At 68.9% G+C, this 25,321-nt stretch carries 24 protein-coding genes; 12 read left to right on the plus strand and 12 right to left on the minus strand.

What is annotated here, in order from left to right; translation table 11 throughout:
* Positions 1 to 153 precede the first annotated feature (153 nt).
* The 3 genes from fusA to rpsL all read right to left on the minus strand — a co-directional run bounded on the left by fusA (position 154) and on the right by rpsL (position 3,224).
* On the minus strand, positions 154 to 2,271 hold the full coding sequence (fusA, locus tag ACFFU4_RS01580) for an elongation factor G (protein WP_377066361.1): 2,118 nt from the start codon (positions 2,269 to 2,271) through the stop codon (positions 154 to 156).
* A gap of 18 nt (positions 2,272 to 2,289) precedes the next feature.
* Positions 2,290 to 2,760 (minus strand): 30S ribosomal protein S7, encoded by a 471-nt coding sequence (gene rpsG, locus ACFFU4_RS01585; RefSeq protein WP_377066363.1) that lies wholly within the window; start codon positions 2,758 to 2,760, stop codon positions 2,290 to 2,292.
* Between the two features lie 92 nt (positions 2,761 to 2,852).
* Positions 2,853 to 3,224: a 30S ribosomal protein S12 gene (rpsL, locus tag ACFFU4_RS01590; protein ID WP_104018583.1), complete on the minus strand. Its 372-nt coding sequence runs from the start codon at positions 3,222 to 3,224 to the stop codon at positions 2,853 to 2,855.
* A 269-nt stretch (positions 3,225 to 3,493) separates the two neighbouring features.
* On the opposite strand from rpsL, the gene ACFFU4_RS01595 reads away from it, so the two are divergent.
* On the plus strand, positions 3,494 to 4,357 hold the full coding sequence (locus ACFFU4_RS01595; RefSeq protein WP_377066366.1) for a glycosyltransferase: 864 nt from the start codon (positions 3,494 to 3,496) through the stop codon (positions 4,355 to 4,357).
* On the opposite strand, the gene ACFFU4_RS01600 is transcribed toward ACFFU4_RS01595, so the two are convergent.
* From ACFFU4_RS01600 to ACFFU4_RS01615, 4 genes are all read right to left on the minus strand, one after another.
* Positions 4,296 to 5,216 (minus strand): DMT family transporter, encoded by a 921-nt coding sequence (locus ACFFU4_RS01600; protein ID WP_377066368.1) that lies wholly within the window; start codon positions 5,214 to 5,216, stop codon positions 4,296 to 4,298. The two genes, ACFFU4_RS01595 and ACFFU4_RS01600, sit on opposite strands and share 62 nt — an antisense overlap.
* An 84-nt stretch (positions 5,217 to 5,300) precedes the next feature.
* Positions 5,301 to 6,080 (minus strand): inositol monophosphatase family protein, encoded by a 780-nt coding sequence (locus ACFFU4_RS01605; RefSeq protein WP_377066370.1) that lies wholly within the window; start codon positions 6,078 to 6,080, stop codon positions 5,301 to 5,303.
* Entirely contained in the window at positions 6,067 to 7,413 is a 1,347-nt protein-coding gene (locus ACFFU4_RS01610; RefSeq protein ID WP_377066372.1) for a TldD/PmbA family protein, read from the minus strand. The genes ACFFU4_RS01605 and ACFFU4_RS01610 overlap by 14 nt, the downstream gene beginning before the upstream one ends.
* Positions 7,414 to 7,469: 56 nt before the next feature.
* A complete protein-coding gene (locus ACFFU4_RS01615) occupies positions 7,470 to 8,975 on the minus strand; it encodes a DUF2125 domain-containing protein (protein WP_377066374.1) in 1,506 nt (501 codons plus the stop codon).
* A gap of 132 nt (positions 8,976 to 9,107) precedes the next feature.
* On the opposite strand from ACFFU4_RS01615, the gene ACFFU4_RS01620 reads away from it, so the two are divergent.
* Together ACFFU4_RS01620 and ACFFU4_RS01625 are read left to right on the plus strand one after the other, a co-directional pair.
* Positions 9,108 to 9,857, plus strand: a complete 750-nt coding sequence (locus tag ACFFU4_RS01620; protein WP_377066376.1) for an SDR family oxidoreductase — start codon at positions 9,108 to 9,110, stop codon at positions 9,855 to 9,857.
* Positions 9,854 to 10,489, plus strand: coding sequence for an enoyl-CoA hydratase/isomerase family protein (locus ACFFU4_RS01625; protein ID WP_377066378.1), 636 nt, complete (start codon positions 9,854 to 9,856; stop codon positions 10,487 to 10,489). The genes ACFFU4_RS01620 and ACFFU4_RS01625 overlap by 4 nt, the downstream gene beginning before the upstream one ends.
* A 34-nt stretch (positions 10,490 to 10,523) precedes the next feature.
* Here ACFFU4_RS01625 and ACFFU4_RS01630 read toward each other — a convergent pair whose 3' ends face one another.
* Positions 10,524 to 11,216 (minus strand): NAD-dependent deacylase, encoded by a 693-nt coding sequence (locus ACFFU4_RS01630; protein ID WP_377066380.1) that lies wholly within the window; start codon positions 11,214 to 11,216, stop codon positions 10,524 to 10,526.
* Between the two features lie 39 nt (positions 11,217 to 11,255).
* Here ACFFU4_RS01630 and ACFFU4_RS01635 point away from each other — a divergent pair, with 39 nt between their 5' ends.
* The 3 genes from ACFFU4_RS01635 (at position 11,256) to cuyB (ending at position 13,809) form a co-directional block, all read left to right on the plus strand.
* Positions 11,256 to 11,693 (plus strand): low molecular weight protein-tyrosine-phosphatase, encoded by a 438-nt coding sequence (locus ACFFU4_RS01635; RefSeq protein WP_377066382.1) that lies wholly within the window; start codon positions 11,256 to 11,258, stop codon positions 11,691 to 11,693.
* A gap of 128 nt (positions 11,694 to 11,821) precedes the next feature.
* Positions 11,822 to 13,117 carry a histidinol dehydrogenase gene (gene hisD / locus ACFFU4_RS01640; protein WP_377066384.1) on the plus strand — a complete coding sequence of 432 codons (1,296 nt, stop codon included), beginning with the start codon at positions 11,822 to 11,824 and terminating at the stop codon, positions 13,115 to 13,117.
* An 8-nt stretch (positions 13,118 to 13,125) separates the two neighbouring features.
* Positions 13,126 to 13,809: a cysteate racemase gene (gene cuyB, locus ACFFU4_RS01645; RefSeq protein WP_377066386.1), complete on the plus strand. Its 684-nt coding sequence runs from the start codon at positions 13,126 to 13,128 to the stop codon at positions 13,807 to 13,809.
* A gap of 20 nt (positions 13,810 to 13,829) precedes the next feature.
* Here cuyB and ACFFU4_RS01650 read toward each other — a convergent pair whose 3' ends face one another.
* The 3 genes from ACFFU4_RS01650 to ubiA all read right to left on the minus strand — a co-directional run bounded on the left by ACFFU4_RS01650 (position 13,830) and on the right by ubiA (position 17,097).
* Positions 13,830 to 14,165 (minus strand): hypothetical protein, encoded by a 336-nt coding sequence (locus ACFFU4_RS01650; RefSeq protein ID WP_377066388.1) that lies wholly within the window; start codon positions 14,163 to 14,165, stop codon positions 13,830 to 13,832.
* Positions 14,152 to 16,068: an OmpA family protein gene (locus ACFFU4_RS01655; RefSeq protein ID WP_377066390.1), complete on the minus strand. Its 1,917-nt coding sequence runs from the start codon at positions 16,066 to 16,068 to the stop codon at positions 14,152 to 14,154. The genes ACFFU4_RS01650 and ACFFU4_RS01655 overlap by 14 nt, the downstream gene beginning before the upstream one ends.
* Positions 16,069 to 16,131: 63 nt before the next feature.
* Complete coding sequence (gene ubiA / locus ACFFU4_RS01660) at positions 16,132 to 17,097, minus strand: 4-hydroxybenzoate octaprenyltransferase (RefSeq protein WP_377066391.1); 966 nt, start codon at positions 17,095 to 17,097, stop codon at positions 16,132 to 16,134.
* An 11-nt stretch (positions 17,098 to 17,108) separates the two neighbouring features.
* Here ubiA and ACFFU4_RS01665 point away from each other — a divergent pair, with 11 nt between their 5' ends.
* From ACFFU4_RS01665 to ACFFU4_RS01690, 6 genes are all read left to right on the plus strand, one after another.
* Entirely contained in the window at positions 17,109 to 17,837 is a 729-nt protein-coding gene (locus tag ACFFU4_RS01665; protein WP_377066393.1) for a 16S rRNA (uracil(1498)-N(3))-methyltransferase, read from the plus strand.
* Complete coding sequence (locus ACFFU4_RS01670; RefSeq protein ID WP_377066395.1) at positions 17,834 to 18,358, plus strand: hypothetical protein; 525 nt, start codon at positions 17,834 to 17,836, stop codon at positions 18,356 to 18,358. The genes ACFFU4_RS01665 and ACFFU4_RS01670 overlap by 4 nt, the downstream gene beginning before the upstream one ends.
* Before the next feature lie 65 nt (positions 18,359 to 18,423).
* Positions 18,424 to 19,794, plus strand: a complete 1,371-nt coding sequence (locus ACFFU4_RS01675) for a glutamate--cysteine ligase (RefSeq protein ID WP_377066397.1) — start codon at positions 18,424 to 18,426, stop codon at positions 19,792 to 19,794.
* 201 nt (positions 19,795 to 19,995) lie between these two features.
* Positions 19,996 to 20,430, plus strand: a complete 435-nt coding sequence (locus tag ACFFU4_RS01680; RefSeq protein WP_377066399.1) for a universal stress protein — start codon at positions 19,996 to 19,998, stop codon at positions 20,428 to 20,430.
* Positions 20,431 to 20,456: 26 nt separating this feature from the next.
* A complete protein-coding gene (locus tag ACFFU4_RS01685) occupies positions 20,457 to 22,010 on the plus strand; it encodes an alanine/glycine:cation symporter family protein (protein ID WP_377066401.1) in 1,554 nt (517 codons plus the stop codon).
* A 113-nt stretch (positions 22,011 to 22,123) separates the two neighbouring features.
* Positions 22,124 to 22,408: a sll1863 family stress response protein gene (locus tag ACFFU4_RS01690; protein WP_377066403.1), complete on the plus strand. Its 285-nt coding sequence runs from the start codon at positions 22,124 to 22,126 to the stop codon at positions 22,406 to 22,408.
* 753 nt (positions 22,409 to 23,161) lie between these two features.
* Here ACFFU4_RS01690 and ACFFU4_RS01695 read toward each other — a convergent pair.
* Positions 23,162 to 25,288, minus strand: a complete 2,127-nt coding sequence (locus ACFFU4_RS01695; RefSeq protein WP_377066405.1) for an MSCRAMM family adhesin — start codon at positions 25,286 to 25,288, stop codon at positions 23,162 to 23,164.
* Positions 25,289 to 25,321 lie beyond the last annotated feature (33 nt).

Genomic DNA, 25,321 nt, shown 5'->3' on the forward strand with positions numbered 1-25,321 from the left:
GTCAACGTGACCAACCGTCCCGATGTTCACATGCGGCTTCGAACGGTCAAACTTTTCCTTCGCCATCGTCTTGGCTCCTTTTTGTCTTTCGGATGGTGGGCCCTTGCCCACCCTACGGTTTGGGTAGGGCGGGGTTTACCCCGCCACCCGGGTTCATGCGTATTTCGACTGGATTTCCTCGGAGATATTCGCCGGCACCGGATCGTAATGCGAGAACTGCATGGTGAACTGGGCGCGGCCCGAGGACATCGAGCGCAGCGTGTTGATGTAGCCGAACATGTTGGCGAGCGGCACGTTGGCGTTGATCGCGATGGCGTTGCCGCGGGTGTCCTGCCCCGAGACCTGCCCGCGCCGCGACGTGAGATCGCCGATGATCGAGCCGGTATACTCTTCCGGCGTGACCACCTCGACCTTCATGACCGGCTCCAGCAGCTTGGCCCCGGCCTTGCGCAGACCCTCGCGCATCCCCATGCGGCCGGCAATCTCGAACGCCATGACCGAACTGTCCACATCGTGGAACTTGCCGTCAACGAGCGCGACCTTGAAGTCGATCACCGGAAAGCCGGCGAGCGGACCGCTGTCCATGACCGACCGGATACCCTTTTCGACGCCGGGGATGTATTCCTTGGGCACCGCGCCGCCGACGATGCGGCTCTCGAAGCTGAAGCCCTCTCCCGGCTCGGTCGGCGCGATCTCGAGCTTGACCTCGGCGAACTGCCCCGAACCACCCGACTGTTTCTTGTGGGTGTAGGTGTGCTCGATCTTGTGGCTGATTGTCTCGCGATAGGCCACCTGCGGCGCGCCGATATTGGCGTCCACCTTGAACTCGCGCTTGAGCCGGTCGACGAGGATGTCGAGGTGCAGTTCGCCCATCCCCTTCATGATGGTCTGGCCCGATTCGAGATCGGTCTCGACGCGGAAGGACGGGTCCTCGGCGGCGAGCCGCGCGAGGCCGGCCGACATCTTCTCCTGGTCGCCCTTGGTCTTGGGCTCGACCGCGATCTCGATCACCGGATCGGGGAAGGTCATGGTTTCCAGCACCAGCGGCTTGGCGGGATCGCACAGCGTGTCGCCGGTGGTGGTCTCCTTGAGCCCGGCCAGCGCGATGATGTCGCCGGCGAACGCCTCGTCGATCTCGGAGCGGTCGTTGGAGTGCATCATCATCATCCGGCCGACGCGCTCTTTCCTGCCCTTGGTCGAATTGAGGATCGCGTCGCCCTTCTTCATCGTGCCCGAATAGATGCGCGTGAAGGTGAGCGAGCCGACGAACGGGTCGTTCATGATCTTGAAGGCCAGCGCCGAGAACGGCTCGGCATCGTCGGCCTTGCGGGCGATGTTGCGGGTCTCGGTCTCGTCATCGGGCGAGAAGCCCATGTAATCCGGCACGTCGAGCGGCGAGGGCAGGAAATCCACCACCGCGTTCAGCAGCGGCTGCACACCCTTGTTCTTGAACGCCGACCCGCCGAGCACGGGCACGAAATCGAGCGCCAGCGTGCCCTTGCGGATCAGGCGGCGCAGGGTCTCGATATCGGGCTCCTCGCCTTCGAGATAGGCCTCCATCACGTCGTCGTCCTGCTCGACCGCAGTCTCGATCATCGTGGCGCGCCACTCTTCGGCCATGTCCTTGAGCTCATCGCGCACCGGCTGACGGGTCCAGCTCGCGCCGAGATCCTCGCCGCGCCAGGTCCACTCCTCCATGGTGATGAGGTCGATGATGCCCTCGAGCTTGTCCTCGGCCCCGATCGGCAGGTTCACGGGCAGCGGCGTCGCACCGGTGCGCGCCTTGATCATGTTGACGCAGTTGATGTAGTCGGCGCCGATCTTGTCCATCTTGTTGACGAACACGATGCGCGGCACCTTGTAGCGGTCGGCCTGGCGCCAGACGGTCTCGGTCTGCGGCTCGACACCGGCATTGCCGTCGAGCAGGCAGATCGCGCCGTCGAGCACGGCGAGCGAGCGCTCCACCTCGATGGTGAAATCGACGTGACCGGGGGTGTCGATGATGTTCAGGCGGTGCTTCGAGCTGGCCGGCTCGGTGCCGGTATAGGTCTTTTCCCAGAACGTGGTGGTCGCGGCGCTCGTGATCGTGATGCCACGCTCCTGCTCCTGCTCCATCCAGTCCATCGTCGCGGCGCCGTCATGCACCTCGCCCAGCTTGTGGGACTTGCCGGTGTAGAACAGGATCCGCTCGGTGCAGGTGGTCTTGCCTGCATCGATATGGGCCATGATCCCGAAGTTGCGGTAGTATTCCAGCGTATAATCGCGTGCCATCGGAGAATGCCTCTCGGGTTACCAGCGGTAGTGGCTGAACGCCTTGTTGGCGTCGGCCATCTTGTGGGTGTCTTCGCGCTTCTTGACGGCCGAGCCGCGGCTCTGAACGGCATCGAGCAATTCGCCCGCGAGACGCTCTTCCATCGTCTTTTCGTTGCGGGCGCGCGACGCGTTGATCAGCCAGCGGATCGCCAGCGCCTCGCGGCGCTCGGTGCGGACCTCGACGGGCACTTGGTAGGTGGCACCGCCGACGCGGCGAGAGCGGACCTCGACCGACGGCTTGATGTTGTCGAGCGCCTCGTGAAACACCTCGACGGGGGCGCGCTTGATCTTGCCCTCGACACGCTCCAGCGCGTTGTAGACGATCTTTTCCGCGGCGGATTTCTTGCCGTCCACCATCAGGTTGTTCATGAACTTGGTCAGCACCCGGTCGCCATACTTGGCGTCGGGCAGGATATCGCGCTTTTCGGCGGCGTGACGACGGGACATTTGCTTCTCTTTCCTCTTGTCATCCTCGGGCGCAGCCCTCGGACCTCAAACCAGTGAGATCCCCGCCTTCGCGGGGATGACGCCGACCGGCGTCACTTGGGGCGCTTCGCCCCGTATTTCGAGCGGCGCTGCTTGCGGTCCTTGACGCCCTGCGTATCGAGCACACCGCGCAGGATGTGGTAGCGCACGCCGGGAAGGTCCTTGACGCGGCCGCCGCGGATCAGGACGACCGAGTGTTCCTGAAGGTTGTGCTTCTCGCCGGGGATGTAGCTGATCACCTCGAAGCCGTTGGTCAGGCGCACCTTGGCGACCTTGCGCATGGCCGAGTTCGGCTTCTTCGGCGTCGTGGTATAGACGCGCGTGCACACGCCGCGTTTCTGCGGGCAGCCCTGAAGGTGCTGCGATTTCGTGGCTCTGACTTTCGGCTGCCGCGGCTTGCGGATCAGCTGCTGGATCGTTGGCATTCCGGTTCTTTCCCCGTCTCTCAACACATGTGTCTGCAAGGGCACGCCCCTGCGGTTCATCGGTTACGCGCTGCGCGTCCGCAACACGCATACACCGCATCCGCACCTTTTCATCCGGTGCGACGCGGCGGGCTTCCAGAGGATCGGGGCGCATTCGCCCGGATCATGACCACTCAAGTTATGGAACAGACGGCAGGGCGATGCGCCCCGCGCCTGTGGATTGAGCGGCGTATAGGCAGAGTCGCCGTGCTTGTCAACAGCGGCTCGGGATGCCAAGACTCGAACCACCCGAGACCACCCGCGAGGCCCGCGCCATGCGCGTCATCGGACTGTGCCGCTTCTCCTATCCTGCCCTCGGCGGGTTCAAGCGGATGCACGGTTCGGTGGCCGAGCGCGAGGCGTATCTCTACGGCGACGACCGGATGGCGCTGCGCTTCGCGCATTTCGAGAGCCTGACCCTGCCCTCCATCGCGGCGCAGACCAATGGCGATTTCACCTTTCTCGTGGTCACCGGCGAGACCCTGCCCGAGCCGTGGCGGTCGCGCCTGCGCGATCTTGCCGCCGATGTGCCGCAGATACAGATCGTGCCGATGCCGCCGATGCGCCACCGCGACGCCATGCGCCTCGCCATCAAGCAGGCATTGGGCGAGGACGACACCGGATCGATCCAGTTCCGGCTCGACGATGACGACGCGGTGTCGGTGGGATTCGTCCAGAGCCTGCGCTGGTTCGAGCGCAACACAAGGCGGATGCGGCGGGCATGGCGCAACGTCGCGTTCGAGTACAATCGCGGCTATGCCGTGCGCCTGTCGGAGCGGGGGATCGAGGCCGAGGCGGTGCAGACGCATTTCTGGGCCTGCGGCCTCGCCGTGCTGTTCCGCCCCGATGATGCGAAAACGGTGATGAATTACGGCCACCACAAGCTGCACCACGAGATGCCGACGCTGATCAATCCGGGGCCCGAGATGTACCTGCGCGCGCTGCACGACGACAACGACACCGGCGCGGCCCAGCACCCGCCCGCGCTCAGCCCGCTCGACGAGGCGCGGCGCGCGCTGTTTCAAAAGCGGTTCAACGTGGACGAGGACCGAGTGAAAGCTCTTTTTGCCGCGCGGCCCGCGCCCGCCGGCTGATCCGCGCCTCGCGGTAGAGGGTGAACACCCCCGAGGCCACCACGATCCCGGCGCCAACGAGCGTGATCATCTGCGGCCAGTCGCCGAACACCACCCATCCGAGGATCAGCGCCCAGATGAGGCTCGTGTAGCGGAACGGCGCGACGAACGATATCTCGCCCACCCGCATCACCATGATGGAAAACAGGTACCCGCCGATGATCATCACCGCCGCCCCGCCAATCAGCAGGGCGGCGCGCCCGTCTACCGGGGCCCAGCCCTGCGGCACGGTCGCCAGACCGAAGAAAACCATGATGCAGGCCGAGGTGATGAGCGTCACCTGCATCGAGGGCACATCGCGCGACAGCCTGCGGGTGGCCAGATCGCGCAGCGTGACCATCGCCACCGCCGCGAGACCGTAGACCGAGTAGACGGTGAACCCCTCGGTGCCCGGGCGCACGATCAGCATCACACCGACGAACCCCGCGACGATCGCCGACATGCGCTTCCAGCCCACCGGCTCGCCAAGGAACAGCGCGGCCGCGAGCGTGATGGTCAGCGGCAGCGCCTGCATGATCGCGCTGATATTGGCGATCGGCATGTGAAACAGCGCGGTGACAAAGAAATAGGCCGAGCCCACCTCGCCCACCATCCGCCAGAACACCGGCCACCGATCGACGCGCGGCAGGCGCCGGCGCAGCGCCCCGGTCCGCCAGGCGATCACCGCCACCATCGCCGTCGTCAGCACCCCGCGCAGGAACATCACCTGAAACAGCGATATCTGCCCCGACAGCGACTTGATCATCGCGTCGTTGAAGGTGAACGCCGCCATCGACCCCATCATCAGGAGCGCGCCGGTGAGATTGTCGGAACGGGGCATCGCGGAACCGAAAGGTGGCGGAAACGCGGGGGCCAGCCCCCGCACCCCCGGAGTATTTGGCCCAAGGTGAAATGACAAGCGCGCTCAGCGCGCGAGCGCGGCGATGAGCCCGGCGTGAAGCGCGCGGTTGGCGGCGGCGATCCCGGCGACCTGCGGCACCGGGTTGTTGAACACGAGCGCGCCGCCGCGCCGGTCGGAGGTCGCCGCCCCGGCCTCGCGCAGGATCAGGTCGCCCGCCGCCGCGTCCCATTCCCAGGTCGGGCGCAGCGTCAGCATCGCGTCATACCGCCCCTCGGCGACCAGCGCGAGCCGGTAGGCGAGCGACGGCCGAAACCCGCGGCGCAGCGTCGGTACCCGCCCGTCGCGCCAATGCGCGGGGTCGAGCGCGGGGCTGGCCGCCAGCAGCGTGGCCCCCGGCAGCGCGTGGCGTGCGCCGGCGCGAATCGGCACGCCGTTGAGCGTCGCCCCCTGCCCGGCGGCGGCGGCGTAGAGCTTGTCGCGCATCGGCAGGAAGATCACCGCCGCCGTCACCACGCCACGCTCGGCCACCGCCAGCGCGTGCGCCCAGAGGCCCGAGCCCTCGATCAGGCTGCGCGTGCCGTCGATGGGATCGACAATGAACACCCGTTCGGCGGCCAGCCGCGCGGCATCGTCCTCGGTCTCTTCCGACAGCCAGCCATATTGGGGCCGCGCGCCGCGCAGCCGCGCGGCGAGGCAGGCGTCCACCGCGAGGTCCACCGCCGTCACCGGCCCGGCACCGCCGGGCTTTTCCACCGTGTCGAGCGGACGTGTCACCAGATCGCGCGCCAGCGCCCCCGCCTCGCGCGCCGCGTCGATCAACAGGTCGAGGTCATGCGCCGGCAAGCGTCAGCCCCTCGACCAGGAGCGACGGCACCACCCGGCTCAGATGCGTGCGCGCATCATTGGCCGGCGTGATCCGGCGCAGCATGTCAGGAAGGCTCCCGGCGATGGTGCATTCGTTGACCGGCCAGGCGATCTCGCCCCCCTCGACCCAGAACCCGGCCGCCCCGCGCGAGTAGTCGCCGGTATTGGGGTTGACGGTCGAGCCGATCAGCGAGGTGACCAGAAGCCCGGTGCCCATCTCGCGCAGCAGGTCGGCGCGGCTCCGGTCGCCCTGCGTGAGCGCGACGTTCCACATCGCGGGCGACGGCGTGCCCGACACACCGCGCGCCGCGTTGGCCGTGGGTGCCATCCCCAGCTTGCGCGCAGAGGCGAGGTCGAGCGCGTAGCCGCGCAGCACGCCGCCCCCGACGATCGCGCGCGGCGCGGTCGGCAGCCCTTCGGCATCGAACAGCCGCGAGCCGGACACGCGCGGGCGGTGCGGATCCTCGCGCAGGTCAAGCCCATCGGGCAGCACCGGCGCACCGAGGCGGTCGCGCAGCCACGACGATCCCCGCGCCACCGCCGCGCCATTGGCCGCGGCCAGCAGATGGCCGATCAGCGTGGCCGCCACCCGCTCGTCGAAGAGCACCGGCCAGGCCCCGGTGGGCGGCCGGCGCGCGCCGATCCGCTCGGCCGCGCGCGCGCCCGCGGTGTGCCCGATCTCTTGTGCGCCGCGCAGGTCGGCGGCAAACACGCGGGAATCGCCGTCATGGTCGCGCTCCATCCCCGAGCCGGTCCCGGCGATGGCCACGCAGGACAGGCCCGTGTCGCCGCGCGCATAGCCGCCGGAAAAGCCGTTGCTCGCGGCGATGTGCACCTCGCGGCGCGACCATGCCGCCGAGGCCGACTGCACCTGACTGATCCCGTCAACGCCCAGCGCCGCCGCCTCGGCCTCTTGCGCCATGCGCATCAGCGTCTCGGGCGCGGGGGCGGGGGCCGGATCGCAGAGCTCGAGCCCGGCGGCATCGCGCCGGTCGGACAATTGCGACGCGTCCGCCAGCCCGGCATACGGATCCTCGGGGGCCTCGCGCGCCATGGCCACGGCACGCTCCGCCAGCGCGGCGATGGTTTCGGGCCTTGTGTCGGAGGCCGAGACGACAGCCTGCCGCCGCCCGACCAGCACGCGCAGCCCGATATCGGTGCCCTCGGCGCGCTCGGCCTGCTCCAGCGTGCCGCCGCGCATGTCCACGATCACCGATTGGCCGCGCATGGCGATGGTATCGGCGGCCCCGGCACCGGCCTTGCGCGCGGCATCGAGCAGCGCATGGGTCAGATCATCGAGCGTCTCGGGCATGGTCCCTCCTCACGGTCCCGCGGGAGGTAGATCGCCGCGTCCCCCGGTGCAAGCTCTCAGCGCATCCGCTGGCCGTTGACCGTCACGGTGCCGTCCTTCTCGATCTCGATGCGCGAGGTCAGCGTGTCCTCGCCCTCGACCGCGTTGGCGAACATCGAGGCCATCATCCGCGCGGTCATCGCCTGATCCTCGGGCACGAGGCCGATATCCACCAGCTTCTGCAACAGCCCCTCGCCGCCCTCGAGCCGCAGATCGACGGTGCCTTCCGCCGGCGGCATGTCGAGCCCCTCGGCCTTGCCAATCTCGATCGCGCCCTCGCCGGTGAGCCGCGCCCCCGCCACCGAGAACGCCAGCTTTTCGAGCGCCAGGCTGTCGAGATCGCCGGGACTCTCGCCGCTTTCCTCAAGCGCCGCAATCTCGGCCTCGTCGAAGATGTTCGTCGTCAGCCGCGCCGTGCCGGTCAGATCGACCGCGAGATGCGCCGGGTCGCGCGGCAGCGTGGCCTCGGGGTCGATCAGCGACCACAGCGCCTCGGGCAGGTCGAGCCCGGCGAAATCGACCGACAGGCCGAAATCCTGAAGCGCCTCGCCCTTTGACACCGGCAGATCGAGCCGCGCAAAGGCGCGTTCGATGGCATAACTCAACGGCATCGGGAACATGTCCGTCTCGGTGGTGACGGCCAGCCCCTCCGTCTCGCTCTCGTAGATCAGCCCGTCGCGGGACAGCGAGCCGTTGATGCTGACCCGCTCGCCCTGCGCGTTTCCGGCAATCCTCTCGCCGTCCCCGGCGAACTCGAAACGTCCCGTCCCGGTGCCAAGGACGAGATCGGAGTCGACGCGAAATCCCGCATCGAGCGCCGCCGCCATGTCCGACAGGTCAACCCCCTCGGGCAATCGCACCCGGGACTCGTGGCGCATGGTCCGCGCATCGCCCGCGACATCGAGAACCGAACCCGTCTCGTCATCCACCACGTTGAACATATAGCTGACCGGCCCGGAGGACAGGCTCTGCGCGATGCGGCGCGCGCCCTCCACCATCCGCATGGTGCTGGTGCCCTCAAGATCCTCAAAACTCAACGCGCCGGTCAGGCTCTCGACCGGGGCACCGCCAATGGTCACCTCTCCGATCCCGACGCGCGCGGACCGCGCGGCATACTCGTAGTCGATCTCCTCAGGGGTGCCGGAAGCGGTGATCGACAGATCTTCGTGGCTCAGCGTCAGGACCGCGGTCAGCGGCTCGTCATCGTCGGGCGTGATGGCAACGGCCATCGGCATGGTCGGCGGATAGATCACCTCGACCGTGCCATCGCCCGTCTCGCGGAGCTCGATCCGGCCCATCCGCATATCGATGCGCCCGCCGTCATCCGGCAGGTCCTGCGTCAGTCCGAGATCCGGGATCACGATCCGGTCGCCGCCCTCTTGCGGCGTGCCGGTGATCTCGTAGCCGTAGTGCGAAATCTGCCCCTGCCAGTCCTGCCAGACATCCGCGGCGGTCAGGTCGGCAAGGGCGGGACCGGCGAAAAGGCCGAGAAAGAGCAGCGGGGCGGCGCGCAGGCAAGGCATGGTCAAATCCCTTTCGAAAGAGCGGTCCGCGGCAATGTCGGCGCTGCCACCCCCGGGGTCAAGCCACGATCCGTCTGGAATTCGCGCGCCACGCCGGATAGAACCCGACAGGAGACCAAAGCGGGGGCAGACATGAGCATGACCGGAAAATGCGTTCTCATCACCGGCGCGAGCAAGGGCATCGGCGCGGCAGCGGCGCGGGTCTTTGCCGCGGCGGGGGCCAACGTGGCGCTGGTGGCGCGCAACGGTGACGCCATCGCCGAACTGGCGGGCGAGATCGGGCCGAGCGCCATCGCCATCCCCTGCGACGTGAGCCGCTACTGGGAGATGGAGGCCGCGGTCGAGGCCTGCCACACCGCCTTCGGACAGCTTGACGTGCTGATCAACAACGCCGGCGTGGTCGCGCCCATCTCGATGCTGGCCGAGGCCGATCCCGACGCCTGGGGCCACGCCATCGACATCAACCTCAAGGGCGTGTTCAACGGCATGCGCACGGCGCTGCCGGGGATGATGGCACGCGGCGAAGGCACGATCATCACCGTCAGTTCCGGTGCCGCGCATAACGCGCTCGAAGGCTGGAGCGCCTATTGCGCGTCCAAGGCGGGGGCGGCGATGCTCACCCGCAGCGCCGATCTGGAGGCGCGCGGCGCGGGCGTGCGGGTGATGGGCCTGTCGCCCGGCACCGTCGCCACCGACATGCAGCGCGAGATCAAGGCAAGCGGCGTGAACCCGGTGGCCGCGCTCGACTGGTCCGAGCATATCCCCGCCGACTGGCCGGCAAAGGCGCTTCTGTGGATGTGCGGGCCGGAGGCGGGCGACTTCGCCGGGCAGGAAATTTCGCTGCGCGACCCGGATATCCGCCGCCGGGCGGGACTGGCATGATCGGACTGACGCGCGAGGACGGGCTCTGGACCGTCACCCTCGACCGCCCCGACAAGGCCAACGCACTGACCGCAGAGATGCTGAGCGAACTGGCCGATATCGCCGAGGCCGCGCATGGCGACGCCCGGGCGCTGATCCTCACCGGGTCGGGCAAGGTATTCTCCGCCGGGGCCGACCTCGACGCCGCGCGCGCAGGCCTCGCGACAAGCCCGCTGTGGGAGCGGCTCTCGGGCGCGATCGCGGCACTGCCATGCCTCACCGTGGCGGCGCTGAACGGCACCGTGGCGGGCGGCGCGATGGGGATGGTGCTGGCCTGCGACCTGCGCGTCGCGGCGCAGGGCGCGGGCGCGTTCTACCCGGTGATGCGCCTCGGCTTTCGCCCGCAACCCAGCGACCCGGCGCGGCTCGCCGCGCTCATCGGCCCCGCGCGGGCCAGGATGATCCTGCTCGCGGGCGCGCGGATCGGCACCGACGAGGCGCTGGCCTGGGGCCTCTTTGACCGGGCGGTGCCGCGCGACGACCTGATGCAGGCGGCGCGGGGCCTCGCCGCCGACAGCCTCGCCGCCGACCCCGACCACGCCGCGGCGCTCAAGGCGATGTGCCGCGCGGGCGGCGCGCCTGTGGGGGAGTGAGGCGGCCCAACGCCCGCAACACGCCGGACAGCCCCTACCCGGCCAGGATCTCCGCCACCCAGGGCGGCACCACGACTGACGCAGGCCCCTGCCGCGCCTCGTCGAAATCCGCGGCCACCGCCGATGCCTCGAGATTGATCTCGACGCAATGCGCCCCCGATGCCGCCGCCTCCGACGCAAAGCCCGCCGCCGGATACACATGCCCCGACGTCCCCACCGCGGCAAACAGGTCCGCCCCGGCCAGATGGTCAAGGATCTCCTCCATCCGATAGGGCATCTCGCCGAACCAGACCACGTCGGGGCGGCAGGCGCGCACGCCGCAGGAGGGGCAGGCATCGGCGGCGGACATCTCCGGGGATGCGTCCCACCGGTGGCCGCAGGCAGCACAGAGCGCGCGCGCAAGCTGTCCGTGCATGTGGATCACGCCCGGGCTGCCCGCCGCCTCGTGCAGGGCGTCCACGTTCTGCGTGACGATCACCACCTCGCCGGGATGCGCCGCCTGCAACCGGGCCAGCGCCAGGTGCGCGGCATTGGGGCGCGCCTCTGCGGCCTGCGCACGCCGCGCGTTGTAAAAGCGGTGCACCCGGTCCGGGTCGCGGGCGAACGCCTCTGGCGTGGCCACATCCTCGATGCGGTGCTCGGCCCATATGCCGCCCGCATCGCGAAACGTCCCCAGCCCGCTTTCGGCGGAAATCCCCGCACCGGTGAGAATGACGATCTTTTCCATCGCGGCCTCCCGGTCTATTCATGCCGTATCGGAGGCCCCATGACCAGCCGCATCCTCTTCGTCTGTCTCGGCAATATCTGCCGCTCGCCCGCCGCCGAGGGGGTGTTCCGCGCGCTCGTTCCCGACGCGCAGACCGACAGCGCGGGCACCGGCGGCTGGCACATCGGCGAGGCCCCCTACGACCCGATGCAGCACGCGGCACGGGCACGCGGGCTCGACCTGTCGGACCTGCGCGCACGGCAATTCGAGGCGGTGGATTTCGACCGCTTCGACCTGATCGTCGCAATGGACGCAAAGAACGTGACCGCCATCGAGGCGCTGCGGCCCGCGGGCTGCGCCACGCCGGTCGCGCGGCTCACCGATTACGCCCCCGAGACGTGCGCCGATCACATCCCCGACCCCTATTACACCCGCGATTTCGACGGCGTGCTCGACCTGATCGAGACCTGCGCGCGCGGCCTCGCCGCCCGGCTCTGAGCCGCACAGCCCTTCGGAAAGTCCGAAACAGGCTTTCGCGTGCTGGAAAAACGCCCTCACACCCCCGGCAAACCGCTTGCCCGGCGCGGCGCCCAACCCCATTCCATGAGGGGAAGGAGACCCGCATCATGCCGCTGACATATCTCAAGACCGCCCGCACAGAGCCACCGCAGGCCGGTGCCGACATCGCCGACACGGTGCAGGTCATGCTGGCGCGGCTGCGCGCGGGCGGCGCGCAGGTGGCACTGGAATACGCCCGCGACCTCGACGGCTGGGACGGACCGGTGACGCTCCCGGCAGAGCAGATCGCGGCGGCCTCGGCCCGCGTGCCGCAGGCGCTGCGCGACGATATCGCCTGGGCGCATGACAATATCTCGCGCTTTGCCGCCGCCCAGCGCGCCACCGCGCAGGACATGGAGATCGCGCTGCGCCCCGGCCTGATCGCCGGGCAGAAACAGATACCGGTGCGCGCGGCGGGCTGTTACGTGCCCGGCGGGCGCTACAGCCACATCGCCTCGGCGCTGATGTCCATCGCCACCGCGCGCGAGGCCGGGGTCGCCGACATCACCGCCTGCTCGCCGCCCTCCGGCCCCGGCGGCATCCCAGACGCGCTCGTGCACACGATGAGCCTCGCCGGGGCCACGCGCATCCTGTGCCTCGGCGGGGTGCAGGGGGTGGCAGCGATGGCCTTTGGCCTGTTCGGCGCGCCGCAGGCCGATATCCTCGTCGGCCCCGGCAACGCCTACGTGGCCGAGTCCAAGCGCCAGCTTTTCGGCCCGGTGGGCATCGACATGTTCGCCGGCCCCACCGACAGCCTCGTGCTGGCCGACGCGAGCGCCGATCCCGACACCGTCGCCGCCGATCTCGTGGGTCAGGCCGAGCACGGCACCACCTCGCCGGTATGGCTCGCCACCACCTCGCGCGCGCTGGCCGGGGCGGTGATGGCGCGGGTCCCCGCCCTCATCGCCACCCTGCCCGAGCCCAACCGCACCGCCGCCACCGCCGCCTGGCGCGATCTGGGCGAGGTGGTGCTGTGCGACACCGCCGAGGAGATGGCCGCCCATGCCGATGCCCGCGCGCCCGAGCACCTGCACGTACAGGCCCGCGATCTCGACTGGTGGCTGGACCGTCTGTCGGCCTATGGCTCGCTCTTCCTGGGCGAGCGCACCACCGTCGCCTTCGGCGACAAGGCGGCGGGGCCCAACCATGTCTTGCCCACCTCCGGGGCGGCGCGCTACACGGGGGGGCTGTCGGTGCACAAGTTCCTCAAGACCGTCACCTGGCAAAGGGTCGAACGCCCGGCGCTCGGCGATCTCGCCGGGGTGACCGCACGGCTCAGCCGGGCCGAGGGGATGGAGGGACACGCGCGCAGCGCCGATATCCGCATGGGCACACAGGACCGTGCCCTCACCTCGACGGGGTAGAGCGACCGATGAAAACCGTGGGCATTCTCGGCGGGATGGGGCCAGAGGCCACCATCCTGCTGATGCAGAGGGTCATGGCCGCCGTGCCCGCGCGCGACGATGCCGATCATGTGCCGCTCCTCGTGCACCAGAACCCGCAGGTGCCCAGCCGTATCAAGGCGCTGATCGAGGGCACCGGAGAGGACCCCGGCCCGACGCTCGCGCGCATGGCCCGCGACCTCGCGGCCGGCGGCGCGCAGGCGCTCGCCATGCCGTGCAACACCGCGCATCACTACGCCCCGGCGGTGCGCGCGGCGACGGACCTGCCGTTTCTCGACATGCTCGACCTGACCGCGACGCATCTGGCGGGTGCCGGGGCGCGGCACATCGGCATGCTCGCCTCGCCCGCCACCCGGCGCGCGGGCGTGTTCGACGCACCCTTCGCCGCGCATGGCCTCACGCCCGTCTTTCTGCCGGACGACACGGCGCTCCTCTCGGTCATCCGCGCAGTCAAGGCGGGCGAGGCGCTCGACACGCTCCGCCCCCGCCTGCGCGCCGAGGCCGAAATCCTACTGGCAGAGGGGGCCGATCACCTGCTGGTGGCCTGCACGGAACTGTCGCTGATGACCGACGCGTTACCGACGCAATACCGACAGAATACCGACAGCCTCGATTGCCTCACCGCCGCCATCGTCACCTTCGCCCGCGGCTGATCCCGGTCGTCCGGTCCGGCTCACTCGGCGGCAGCCCGCGTGACCCTGTCGAGATGGGCGCGCAACTGCTCGGCCTCATAGCGGGCCTCGCGCAGACCCTCCATCGTGGCCGACAGCTCGGCCTCGGTCTGACTGATCTGGTTGGTCAGTTCCGCCTCACGCTGCTGCAGGTAGGTGATCGCCTGGTCGCGGGTCTCCTCGGCCTCGTGCAATTCCTGCGCGAGACGTTCAAGCTCGCCCACATCCGACGCCTGCACCCGCACGAAGCGATGCACCAGCCAGTTGGCGAACCAACCCACACAAAACGCCACGAAAAGCACGATGGCCGTGGCGATGATGAATTCAGTCCTGTTCATCGTCGGTGATGTCCTGGCCCTGGGCCCCTGTCCCGGCCCCTTTCTCCACTGTATCCGCGGTGCTTTCAAGGGTCGTTTGCTCCGCGGGGGCGGCTTCGGGCCGGATCAGGCGGAATTCGATGCGCCGGTTGGTCTCGCGGCCCTCTGCCGTGTCGTTGTCGGCGATGGGACGGCTCTCGCCATAACCCTCGGCCTCAAGCCCCGAGGTCAGCACCCGGCGCAGGCGCAACTCGTCCAGCACGGCGCGCGCCCGCTCAAGGCTCAGCCGCGCGTTCATCTCCTCGCGGCCCTGGCTGTCGGTGTGGCCCGCCACCTCCATGCGGATCTCGCCGCATTCCTTGAGGATCGCGGCGATCTCGTCGAGGATCACCGCCCCGGTCCCGTCGACCCGCGCCGACCCGGGCTCGAACCCGATCTTGCGCTCGTCCTGCACCGCGGCGATGCGCGCCTCGCACTCCTCGGGCGTGGGCAATTGCGACACCGGGTCAAGCTGCTCGACATAGCTCACGTCGAGATCATACCGCGCGCCGCTGCCCAGCCGGTCGGCCAGAAGCTGCGCGATCGCGGTACCGGCCTCCTTGCGTCCCGATTTGCCGCGCACGCCGATGGTATCGGGCGTCACCCTCACGGCGCCGCTGTCGAGATGGGCGAGCGCCTCGATGCCCAGCAGCACACGCATCGACCAGCCGGCAGGCAGCTCCTCGGCCACCCGTGCCGTAACGTGCACCGCATCCCCGGCAAAGCGCGCCTGCGCGAGGCTCGTCGCCGTGTCGCGCATTCGCGCACTGCTGACGCGTCCGCGCAACAGCACCTGCCCCTCGGGCGACAGCGTGGCGATGAATTCCGGGGCCTCCGGGTCGCTTTCGTCGGGCGGCGGCGGCAGCGTGGCGTCGAGCGCGAAGACCTCGGGCAGCGCCCCGTCGAGCGCGCCCACCACATCGTCGAACAGCGCCTGATCGGTACCCGGCTCCGCCAGCAGGGCGATATCGGCATCGGTCAGCGTGACACTGCCCGCCCCGAGCCGCGCCAGCGCGTCGATCGACAGCTCAACGGCACGCGCCCATTTCGGCGACGGCACACCCATGCCGACCACGCAGTCGGCGCGCCCCTCCAGCCCCGCCTTTACGGCGGCGTGCACGATACGGTCGCGCGCCTGCTCGGTGTCGGCGGAGCAGGCGTCAAAGCGTGCGCCGCGCCCGTCGATGACAAGGCGCAGCGTGAACGGCGTGATCACAGGGCGCGGCGCGGAAATGTCCAGCGCGAGACGCACATCCTCGGGGCTGCCCCGCGCCAGATCGGTTTCGATGCGCCGCTTTTCCCCGGCGCTGTCGACCATCGCGGTGACGGCGACATGCCCGGCGCTCACCGAGATCTTGCTGCGCGGCAGGTCTCCGAGCGCGCGCACCGCGTGGTGCAGCGCCGGCCGCCAGGTCTCGGGGGCGGGATAGTCGGCGGCCTCGAGCAGGTCGGCCACCGGCGCACCGTCCGTCGCGCGGGCGATCTCCTCGATGAGGGCCTGCCGGTCGAGCGTGGCCGGCACCAGACCGATGAGCGAAATGCCGCGCTCGTTGCGCAGGATCTCGATGGCGAATTGCGGCGGGGCCAGCGGCTCGGTCTCTTCCACCACGGTCTGGTCGATCACCCGGGTCACGTCCACCACCGTGCCCGCGACCGACAGCGCGGCAAAGCGCGCGGCCTCGTCCGGCGCGGTCCCGGCAAGAAACACCTGCAACCCGTTGGTGCCCACCTCCGCCCAGTCCATCCCGCGCGAATAGAGCGCGTCGCGCACCGCGTGGCGCGAGCCATCCTCGACGGCGGTCACCGCATACCCGGCGGCCAGAGCCGACAGCACGGCAGCCCCGGCAAAGGCCCCGGCAGTTGCGAAAATCATCGACAGGCGCATGGCCTCCGGGCCTCGTATCCTTGCACTCCCCGGCGTTCTAGGCACCGCGCGCGCCGAGCGCAATCAAACCAGCAGCGCGACGGCGAAAAACGGCACAGGCAGCAGTCCCGCATCGCGGTTGGACCGGAACAGCATCAGCAGTCGCGCGTTGTCGTCGAGCCGCAGCCGCCGCAACTGCCCGTAAAGGTGCAGACCCATCGCCCAGACCCCGCACAGCGCCACGACCATCGCAACCGGGCGGTCGGCGGGCACGGCAAGGATCACCGCCACCATCATCAGGACCACGCAAGCCACCAGGAACCGCCGCAGCCAGCGCGGCGACCCCTCGCCAAACAGGCGCGCGGTGGATTTCACCCCGATGAGCGCGTCGTCCTCGGCATCCTGATGGGCATAGATCGTGTCATAAAAGAGCGTCCACGCGATCCCCGCGAAATAGAGCAGCACCGCCGGTGTCTCCAGCCGCCCGGCATGCGCCGTCCACGCCAGCAGCGCCCCCCAGTTGAACGCCAGCCCGAGGAATATCTGCGGCCACCAGGTGAACCGCTTGGCAAACGGATAGACCGCCACCGGCAACAGCGCGAGCACCCCGAGCGCAATCGCCGCCGCGTTGAACGTCAGCAGGATGAGACACGCCACCAGCGCCTGCGCGCACATCCACGCCAGCGCGCAGCGCACCCCCACCTGCCCCGACGGGATCGGGCGCGACGCCGTGCGCGCCACCGACCCGTCGATATCGCGGTCGGTGATGTCGTTCCAGGTGCAGCCCGCGCCGCGCATCAGGAACGCGCCGAAGGCACAGCCGACGAGGATCCACGCGTCATGCCAGCCGGCGCGCCCGTCGGCCACCATCGCAAGCGTCAGCCCCCACCAGCACGGCAACAGCAGCAGCCAGGTGCCGATCGGCCGGTCCGCGCGGCTCAGCCGCAGGTAGGGGCGCGCTGCGGCGGGGGCGCGGCGATCCACCCAATTACCCCGATAGGCGTCGGCGACGGTGCCTTCGGCCTCTGGCGTCCGGTTCGCTGCGCTCATATGCTGGCCCCATGAGTGGATCGACGATCAGGCTCTGTGTAGAGCACCCGCTGGGGGAAGGGCAAACGCTCTCTCTCAGCCGCGCGCAGGCGCATTACCTCTTTGGCGTGATGCGGCTGGGGGCGGGCGACGGCATCGCTGTGTTCAACGGGCGCGATGGCGAGTGGCGGGCCAGCGTGGCGCAGGCGGGCAAGCGCGGCGGGACACTGACCTGCGAGATACAGACCGCGCCGCAGCGCGACCCGCCGGACCTGTGGCTCATCTTCGCGCCGGTCAAGAAGGCGCGCACCGATTTCATCGTCGAAAAGGCCACCGAGATGGGGGCGGCGCGTATCGTGCCGGTGCAGACCGATTTCACCAATTCCGAGCGTATCCGCCAGGACCGGCTTCAGGCCCACGCCGTCGAGGCCGCCGAGCAATGCGGCGGCACCTTCGTGCCGGAGGTGACCGCCCTTCACAAACTCGACACGCTGCTCGCCGACTGGCCCGCGGACCGCCGCCTGATGTTCTGCGACGAGGCGCTCGCGGGCGGCGCCTGCGCCCTGCCTTCCGGGGGCCGCGGACAGCCCTGGGCGGTGCTCATCGGCCCCGAGGGCGGCTTTTCGCCGCCCGAGCGCGCCCGGCTCTCGGCCCTGCCCTTCGCGCACCCGGTGGCCCTCGGCCCGCGCATCCTGCGCGCCGATACCGCCGCCGTCGCCGCGCTGACGCTTTGGCAAACGGCCTGCGGGGACTGGTCATGAGCCTGATCCGCCCGCAGGCGCGCGCCGCGCTGTGGCGCTGGCGCGAGGTGCTGGCGGGGACCGGGGCCGTCGCGCTGGGGCTGTGGTGGGTGATCGGCGGCGCCGGGATCGTGCCCTGGCTGGGCTGGGTGCTGATCGCGGCGGCGCTGGCGCTGGTGCTGGCCGGGGTGCAGCGCGGCCGCTTTCGCACCGGCGCGGGCGGACCCGGCGTGGTCGTCGTGGACGAGGGGCTCATCGCCTATCTCGGGCCCCACACCGGCGGCACGGTGGCGCTGTCGGAAATGACCGCGCTCGCGCTCGACGCGCAGGGGCCGCGCCGCTGGCGGCTGTCGCAACCCGGCCAGCCCGATCTGGACATCCCGCTCGACGCGGAAGGGGCGGAGGCGCTTTTCGACGCCTTCGCCGCTCTGCCGGGGCTGCGCAGCGGGCAGATCGTGGCGGCCATGCGCCGTCCCGCGGCCGGCGAACATCTGCTGTGGGAACGTTCCGGACAGGCACGGGCGCGGCCAAGGCTGCATTGACACCCGCGCCGAATGCCGCCAACTCTGGCCACCAAACCGAAGCACACCGCGCAGGAGGCCCGCGCATGTCCATCCCCCAATCCGGCGGCGGGCCGATCGAACATCACGCACAACTTGCAGAATACCTCGAAAGCGGGTGCAAGCCGCGCGACGACTGGCGCATCGGCACCGAGCACGAGAAATTCGGCTATTGCAAGGACACGCTCCTGCCGATCCCCTACGAGGGCGAGCGCAGCGTGCTTGCCGTGCTCGAAGGGCTGCGCGACGGCCATGGCTGGACCCCCGTGGAGGAGGGCGGCAAGCTCATCGGTCTGGAAAAGGACGGGGCCAACGTGTCGCTGGAGCCCGGCGGACAGCTCGAACTCAGCGGCGCACCGCTGGAGACCATCCACCAGACCTGCGACGAGGTGAACGAACATCTCGCCGATGTGAAGGACATCGCCGACAAGGTCGGCGTGGGGTTCATCGGCCTCGGCGCGGCCCCGGTCTGGACCCATGACCAGATGCCGATGATGCCCAAGGGGCGCTACAAGCTGATGGACAGCTACATGCAAAAGGTCGGCACCATGGGCCAGACCATGATGCGCCGCACCTGCACCGTGCAGGTCAATCTCGATTTCTCGACCGAGTCGGACATGGTGCAGAAATTCCGCGTGGCGCTCGCCCTGCAACCGGTTGCCACCGCGCTTTTCGCCAATTCCCCGTTTCTGGAGGGCAAGCCCAACGGCCACAAATCGTGGCGCGCGCGGGTCTGGCGCGATCTCGACCCCGACCGCACCGGCATGTTGCCGTTCGTGTTCGACGAGGGCTTCGGGTTCGAGCAATACGCCGATTACGCGCTCGATGTGCCGATGTATTTCGTCTATCGCGACGGACAGTATATCGACGCTTTGGGCCAGTCGTTCCGCGACTTCCTGCGCGGCGAACTGCCCGCCCTGCCCGGCGAGAAGCCGACGCTCAGCGATTGGGCCGATCACCTGACCACCATCTTCCCCGAGGCGCGGATCAAGAAATTCATGGAGATGCGCGGCGCCGACGGCGGCCCGTGGCGCAGGCTCTGCGCGCTGCCCGCGTTCTGGGTCGGGCTGATGTATGACCAATCCGCACTCGATGCGGCCTGGGAACTCTGCAAATCATGGGACGCCGAAACCCGCGAGGGCCTGCGCGTCGCGGCCAGCGTCGATGGGCTTCAGGCAAAGGTGAACGGAATCGACATGCACGTCCTGGCACGAGAGGCGCTCGACATCTCCGAATCCGGCCTCAGGGCGCGCGCCTGTGCCGGCGGCGGCGGCATGATCCCCGACGAGACGCATTTCCTGGGTGCCCTGCGCGAAAGCGTCGAGACGGGCCGCACCCCCGCCGACGAACTGCTGGAGCGCTACCACGGCGACTGGCAGGGCGACCTGAGCCGCATATACGCCGAATACAGCTACTGAACGTCGCGCGTCGGCATGCCGCAGGGCAGCGGTGCCCCAAATTCGAATTTCCTTGCATCCGGCGCGCGAAACGCCCGGATTCAGACGCGTTCGGCCTGCGAACGGGGTCATTTCGGGACAATCGTGAGGCGAGGCTCTGCTAATTTTGACCACCGGGCCGCCTTCGGGCCCGGATATCGCAACCAACGAGGGAATATACAAATGTCTGATAAATTCGTCGTCGGCTACGACGGCAGCGTCGCGGCGCGCCGCGCACTCGAGTTCGCGGTCTCGCGGGCCAGGGCACAGGGCGGCACGATCGTGCTGGCGCATGTGCTCGAATGGTCGCCCTACTCGTTCCTCACGCCCTCCGAACTCGAAGAGCGGCACATGCGCCGCCGCGAAGAGATGGCGCGCGCGGAAAAAGCGGTGCTCGCACCGGTGGTGGCCGAGGTGACCGACAGCGGCGTACCGGTGGAATCGGTGATCCGCTACGGCAACATCGCCGAGATCCTCGGCAAGATCGCCACCGAGAAAGGGGCCGTTCAGATCGTCGTCGGGCGCGAGGGGTACTCGGCCCTCGAGGCGCGCATCTTCGGCTCGGTCGCCGGAACGCTGGTGCAGACCGCGCCGGTGCCCTGCACCATCGTGCCTTGAGCGATTCAACAACAGGGATAAAGAACATGAACAAAAACGCATTCTCCGCGGCACTGGCCGCGGCGGGGATGGCGCTCGCCGCCGCACCCGCGCTTGCCCAGGAACAGGCGGCCTCGCTCGACGACCGCGTGAACCAGGTATTCGCCAACTCGACCGGCTGGTTCGTCAGCCTGATTTTCTCGAATTTCCCCGGTACGTCCTTTCCATGGATCGTGGCCTGGCTGGTGGTGGGCGCCACGGTCTTCACACTCTATTTCGGCTTTATCCAGTTCCGCGCCGTGGGCCATTCCATCGCGCTGGTGAAGGGCGACTATTCCGATCCCAACGACGCCGGTGAGGTCAGCCATTTCCAGGCACTCGCCACCGCACTTTCGGGCACGGTGGGCCTCGGCAACATCGCGGGCGTCGCCGTCGCGGTCAGCATTGGCGGGCCGGGGGCGACATTCTGGATGATCCTCGCCGGGCTCATGGGCATGGCGTCGAAATTCACCGAATGTACATTGGGCGTGAAATACCGCAACGAATACCCCGACGGGCGCGTCTCGGGCGGACCGATGTATTACCTGACCAAGGGCTTCGCCGAACGCGGTCTGCCCGGCGGCAGGATCCTCGCCGTGCTGTTCTCGATCTTCTGCATCCTGGGCGCCCTGGGCGGCGGCAACATGTTCCAGGCCAACCAGGCGCATCAGCAGATTTCCGGCATTGTCGGCGACTATCCGGGCTGGATCACCGGCGTGATCTTTGCCGGTGTGGTCTTTGCGGTGATCATCGGCGGCCTCAAGTCCATCGCCAAGGTGACCGAGAAAGTGGTGCCGTTCATGGGCATCCTCTATGTCGGCACGGCGCTGATCATCATCGCCATGAACGCTGATCAGATCGGCTGGGCGTTCGGGCAGATCTTCGCCGGGGCCTTTACCGGGCTCGGTGTTGCGGGCGGCATGGTCGGCGCGCTGATCCAGGGCTTCAAGCGGGCGGCGTTCTCCAACGAGGCGGGCGTCGGCTCGGCGGCCATCGCCCACTCGGCGGTGCGCACCAAGGAGCCGATCACCGAAGGCTTCGTGTCGCTGCTGGAGCCGTTCATCGACACGGTCGTGGTCTGCACCATGACCGCGCTGGTGATCGTCATCACCGGGCAGCTCGTGGCCGGGCCGGATGGCAACTACCTGCTCAACGAGGCGGGCACCGCCGTGCAGACCGTCGGCGGCACCTCCGGCGTCGGCCTCACCTCAGCGGCCTTCGGCAGCGCGATCAGCTGGTTTCCTTACGTGCTGGCCATCGCCGTCGTGCTCTTCGCCTTCTCGACGATGATCAGCTGGTCCTATTACGGCCTCAAGGCATGGACCTACCTGTTCGGCGAGGGCGAGACCAAGGAACTGGTGTTCAAGGTGATCTTCTGCATCTTCGTCGTCATCGGCGCGGCCGCCAATCTCGGCCCGGTGATCGACTTCTCCGATGCCGCGATCTTCGCCATGGCGGTCGTCAACATCATCGGGCTTTACGTCCTGATGCCGATCGTCAAGCGCGAGCTCGACAGCTACATGTCGCGGCTGCGCTCGGGCGAGATCGCGAAGTTCAAGTAAGCGCGCCCCGAACACAAGGAGGGGCCGCCGGGAAACCGGTGGCCCTTTTCACATTTGGCAAGACTGCATAGGTCCGTGCTACGATCTTCAATCGGACGAAAGGAAGACGCACCATGGACAAGGAAACCTACGAAAAGAAACTGCAGGCCCAGCTCGACCAGTGGCAGGCCGAGATCGACAAGCTGCAGGCGCAGGCCCGCGAGGCCACCGCCGAGATGCAGGGCAAGTACCAGGACCAAATCCGCGACCTGCGCGCACGGCGCGACGAGATGGAGGCCGAATACCGCAAGATCGAGGCCGCAAGCGCCGAGGCCTGGCAGGATTTCAAGACCGGTGCCGACAAGGCATGGGACGAGATGGCCTCGGCCATGAAATCGGCGTGGAGCCGGTTCGGCTAGAGCATGTTGCTCAAAAGCGGGACCCGCTTTTGAGCTCCTTGAACGTGCGAAACCAGGCAGTTTGAGCGTGCCCGCGTGACTGCGGCCGAACGCGGCGCGCTCCAGTGTTTGCCACCTGACACAAGATACCCGACGAAAGCGGTGTATGGGGCATGAGCCCTGCATCCCGGATGCGAAACCGTCAGAGGCCGGTTTTGAGCCGGACATGCGGGCTGGGGCGGAACGGGGCTGTGGCAGGTTCTGGCCTGTTGCGGACATTGCAGTGAGCCGCGCCATCGGCAGGCCCCGGGCTGGCGATCCGACGGTTATTCAGGGCACTTTATGTCTCAGCATCCGTAAAACCTGTAATCGGTGCGCATACTTAACGATATCGCCAGTCCGTCACGCCGAAGGCGTGCCGCGTATACCGGCGCACCTCCGGTGCGACGGGGCGGCCTGGCGATGGCGCGGCGGCCTTCGGCCTTGATTCCGCGCCGGGACCAAGCACCCAACGACCGCTCCAGGCCATCCGTCCCCTTTCATGACGACCCCTGCCAGGAACCGCACGCCTGCCACCGGACCGTCGTCCACGCAACCGGGCGCGCACCAGAGGCGGACCGGGAGCGGTTCATCGGGTGGCTGACACCAGTGCATGTTGCTCAACAACAGGACCCGGTTTTGAGCTCCCCGAACATGCGAAATCAAACAGTTGGAGCGTGGCGCGCGAACTGCGCGCCCGAAGGGCGGGATGGTCCCGCCGCCCGGCCCCGGCGCTCACCCGGCCCGACGCTGCGCGGCGCTGCGGAACTCGGTCTCTTCGGTCACGCAGAACCGTCCCCCCGAGAGCTTTTGAAGCTTGCCCTCGCGGAGAAGTTGCCCGAACGAGCGCAGCCCGTCCTCGCGCGAAAAACCGTCCTCGTCGACCTCGCGCAGCTTGCCCATCAGCATCGGGCGCGAAAACTGGCTGCGGCCCTCGACATCGGCGAGATAGGCGGCCGCGGCCTCGAGCAGGTCGGGCAGACCGGTCGCACCCAGTTCGTCGGCAAAGGCAGAGAAGTCCTTGTTCTGCGCCTCGATCACCCCGGTCTGCGACGGCGTCGTCACCCGGCGGGGGCGCACCTTGCTGCGCGGCCCGTCATCCACGCGCTGCTCGGCCACCAGCTTGAGCGGTGCCGGGCGCGGCTCTTCGGGGCGGGCGCTGCGCGGCGCGTCCGGGGCGGATATCGCCCGGCGCGGTCTTACGGCGGCGTCAAGATCGCTTCGATACGGCGTGGTATCCACCTTTTCCCCGAGATCGCTGCCCGCCGCCTTCTCTGCGCGGGTGGCGGCGAGCGCGGCGCGCAGGTGCTGGATCGTGTTGCGCCGGCGCACCGAGCCGGGATCGGCCATCTGGCTGTCGGTCTCGTCGAAGATACGCGACACTTCCGTGCGCTTGCCGGTGTCCGGCCGCGCGGCGGTCGGGTCCTGTTCCGGTTCCGGTTCCGTCGCGAGACTGTCCGCGATGTCCCCGGGCGCGTCCTCGATCGCTGCCGCCTCCTCCGGCCCGATCTTGTCCGGCCCGATCTTGTCGCCAAGCTCCGCATCGAGGCTGGCAAGCTCGCGTTGCAGATCCGCCTCGTCCTCGGGACTAAGCCCGGCGGTCTCGTCGCCGAAGATGTTGACCGTGTCCTCGCCGGGCGCGTCAGCCGTGTCGAGAAGCCCGTCGGCATGCGCGGTCTCGACATCGGCGCGGCGCACCTTGAACACGCGCGCACCGGGGCGGGCACCGGTCTCCGGCGGGACCGCCCCGCCGCGCTCCGCGCCGTCGTCCTCGTCGGGGTTCGGTGTCCGCGCGCCCACCGGGGTGGCGTCGGCAAGAAGCGCGGCGAGCGTGTCCTCGAACAGATTATCCTCCTGCACGGCACGCGCGCTGTCGCTGTCCCCGGTCGCGGTCCAGTCCTCATCGTCCGCGTCCGCCGGGGCTGTCACGGTGTCTTCCCCGGCCCCGGTTGCCGTGGTTGCCGCGTCCCCGGCAAGCGCGGCGTCGTCGTCCTCGTCCTCGCCCGCCATGTCCCAGGCGATCGGCTCGCCGCGCCCGGTGTCGGTCAGGTTCTGGGCGTGCTCGTCCTCGTCATAGCTGTCCGACGTGCCCACCACCGAGCGGATGAGGTCGAGCCGCGCGCTGAGCGCATCGCCCTCGGCGGCAGGGGTGGCGGCGGCGGCGAGCGTGGCCGGCTCGTCGGCCTGTTGCAGCGGTGACGAAGCGGCGTCCTCCCCGGTGGCCGCGTCCGGTGCCAGGGCATCCTCCTCGCGTTCGAGCCCCTCGGGCTCCAGCGCGTCCAGCGTCACGGCAGCGTCTCCGGCGGCGGTCGTAACGTCGGACACCGCCGTCGCGGGCGCACCGGCAACGTCGCCGGTATCGGGCATGGCGTCCGATTCGGCGGCAGTCACCGATTCGGGATCATCGTTTGCCTCGGGCGCGGGATCGGGCGCGGTTTCCGGCCCGGACACAGTCTCCGTTTCGGCAGCCGGTCCCGGCCCGGCTCCCGCTCTTGGCACAGGACCCGGCCCGGCGGTATGCCCGTCCGTCTCCCCGGATGCGGCGGCGAATGCCGTCTCCGGCGCGGCGCCGAGCGCCGAGGCCAGCGCCCTGCCCGCCGCCGCATTATCCTGCGCGCGCAGGACGATACGCCCCCCGTCCTCGTGCGCCTCGACCCGCCGCGCGACCTCGCGCTCGGCAATGCGGGCCAGCATGTCGGCATCGGGGGTGGGCGGCTCGGCCCCGAAATAGCGGTCATCGGCAGCAAGATCGCGAAAATACTCGGCAATCGCCTTCATCGTCTCGAAAGACTCGTCGAATCCCTCCAGAGTGCACGAGAACGTGCCGTAGGAAACCGTCAGGATCTTGCTGGAACCAACCATGTCAAACGCTCACTTTGCTTGCCCGCAATGCCA

It is taken from the genome of Roseovarius ramblicola (assembly GCF_042430665.1).
GTDB classification, from domain to species: Bacteria; Pseudomonadota; Alphaproteobacteria; order Rhodobacterales; family Rhodobacteraceae; genus Roseovarius; species Roseovarius ramblicola.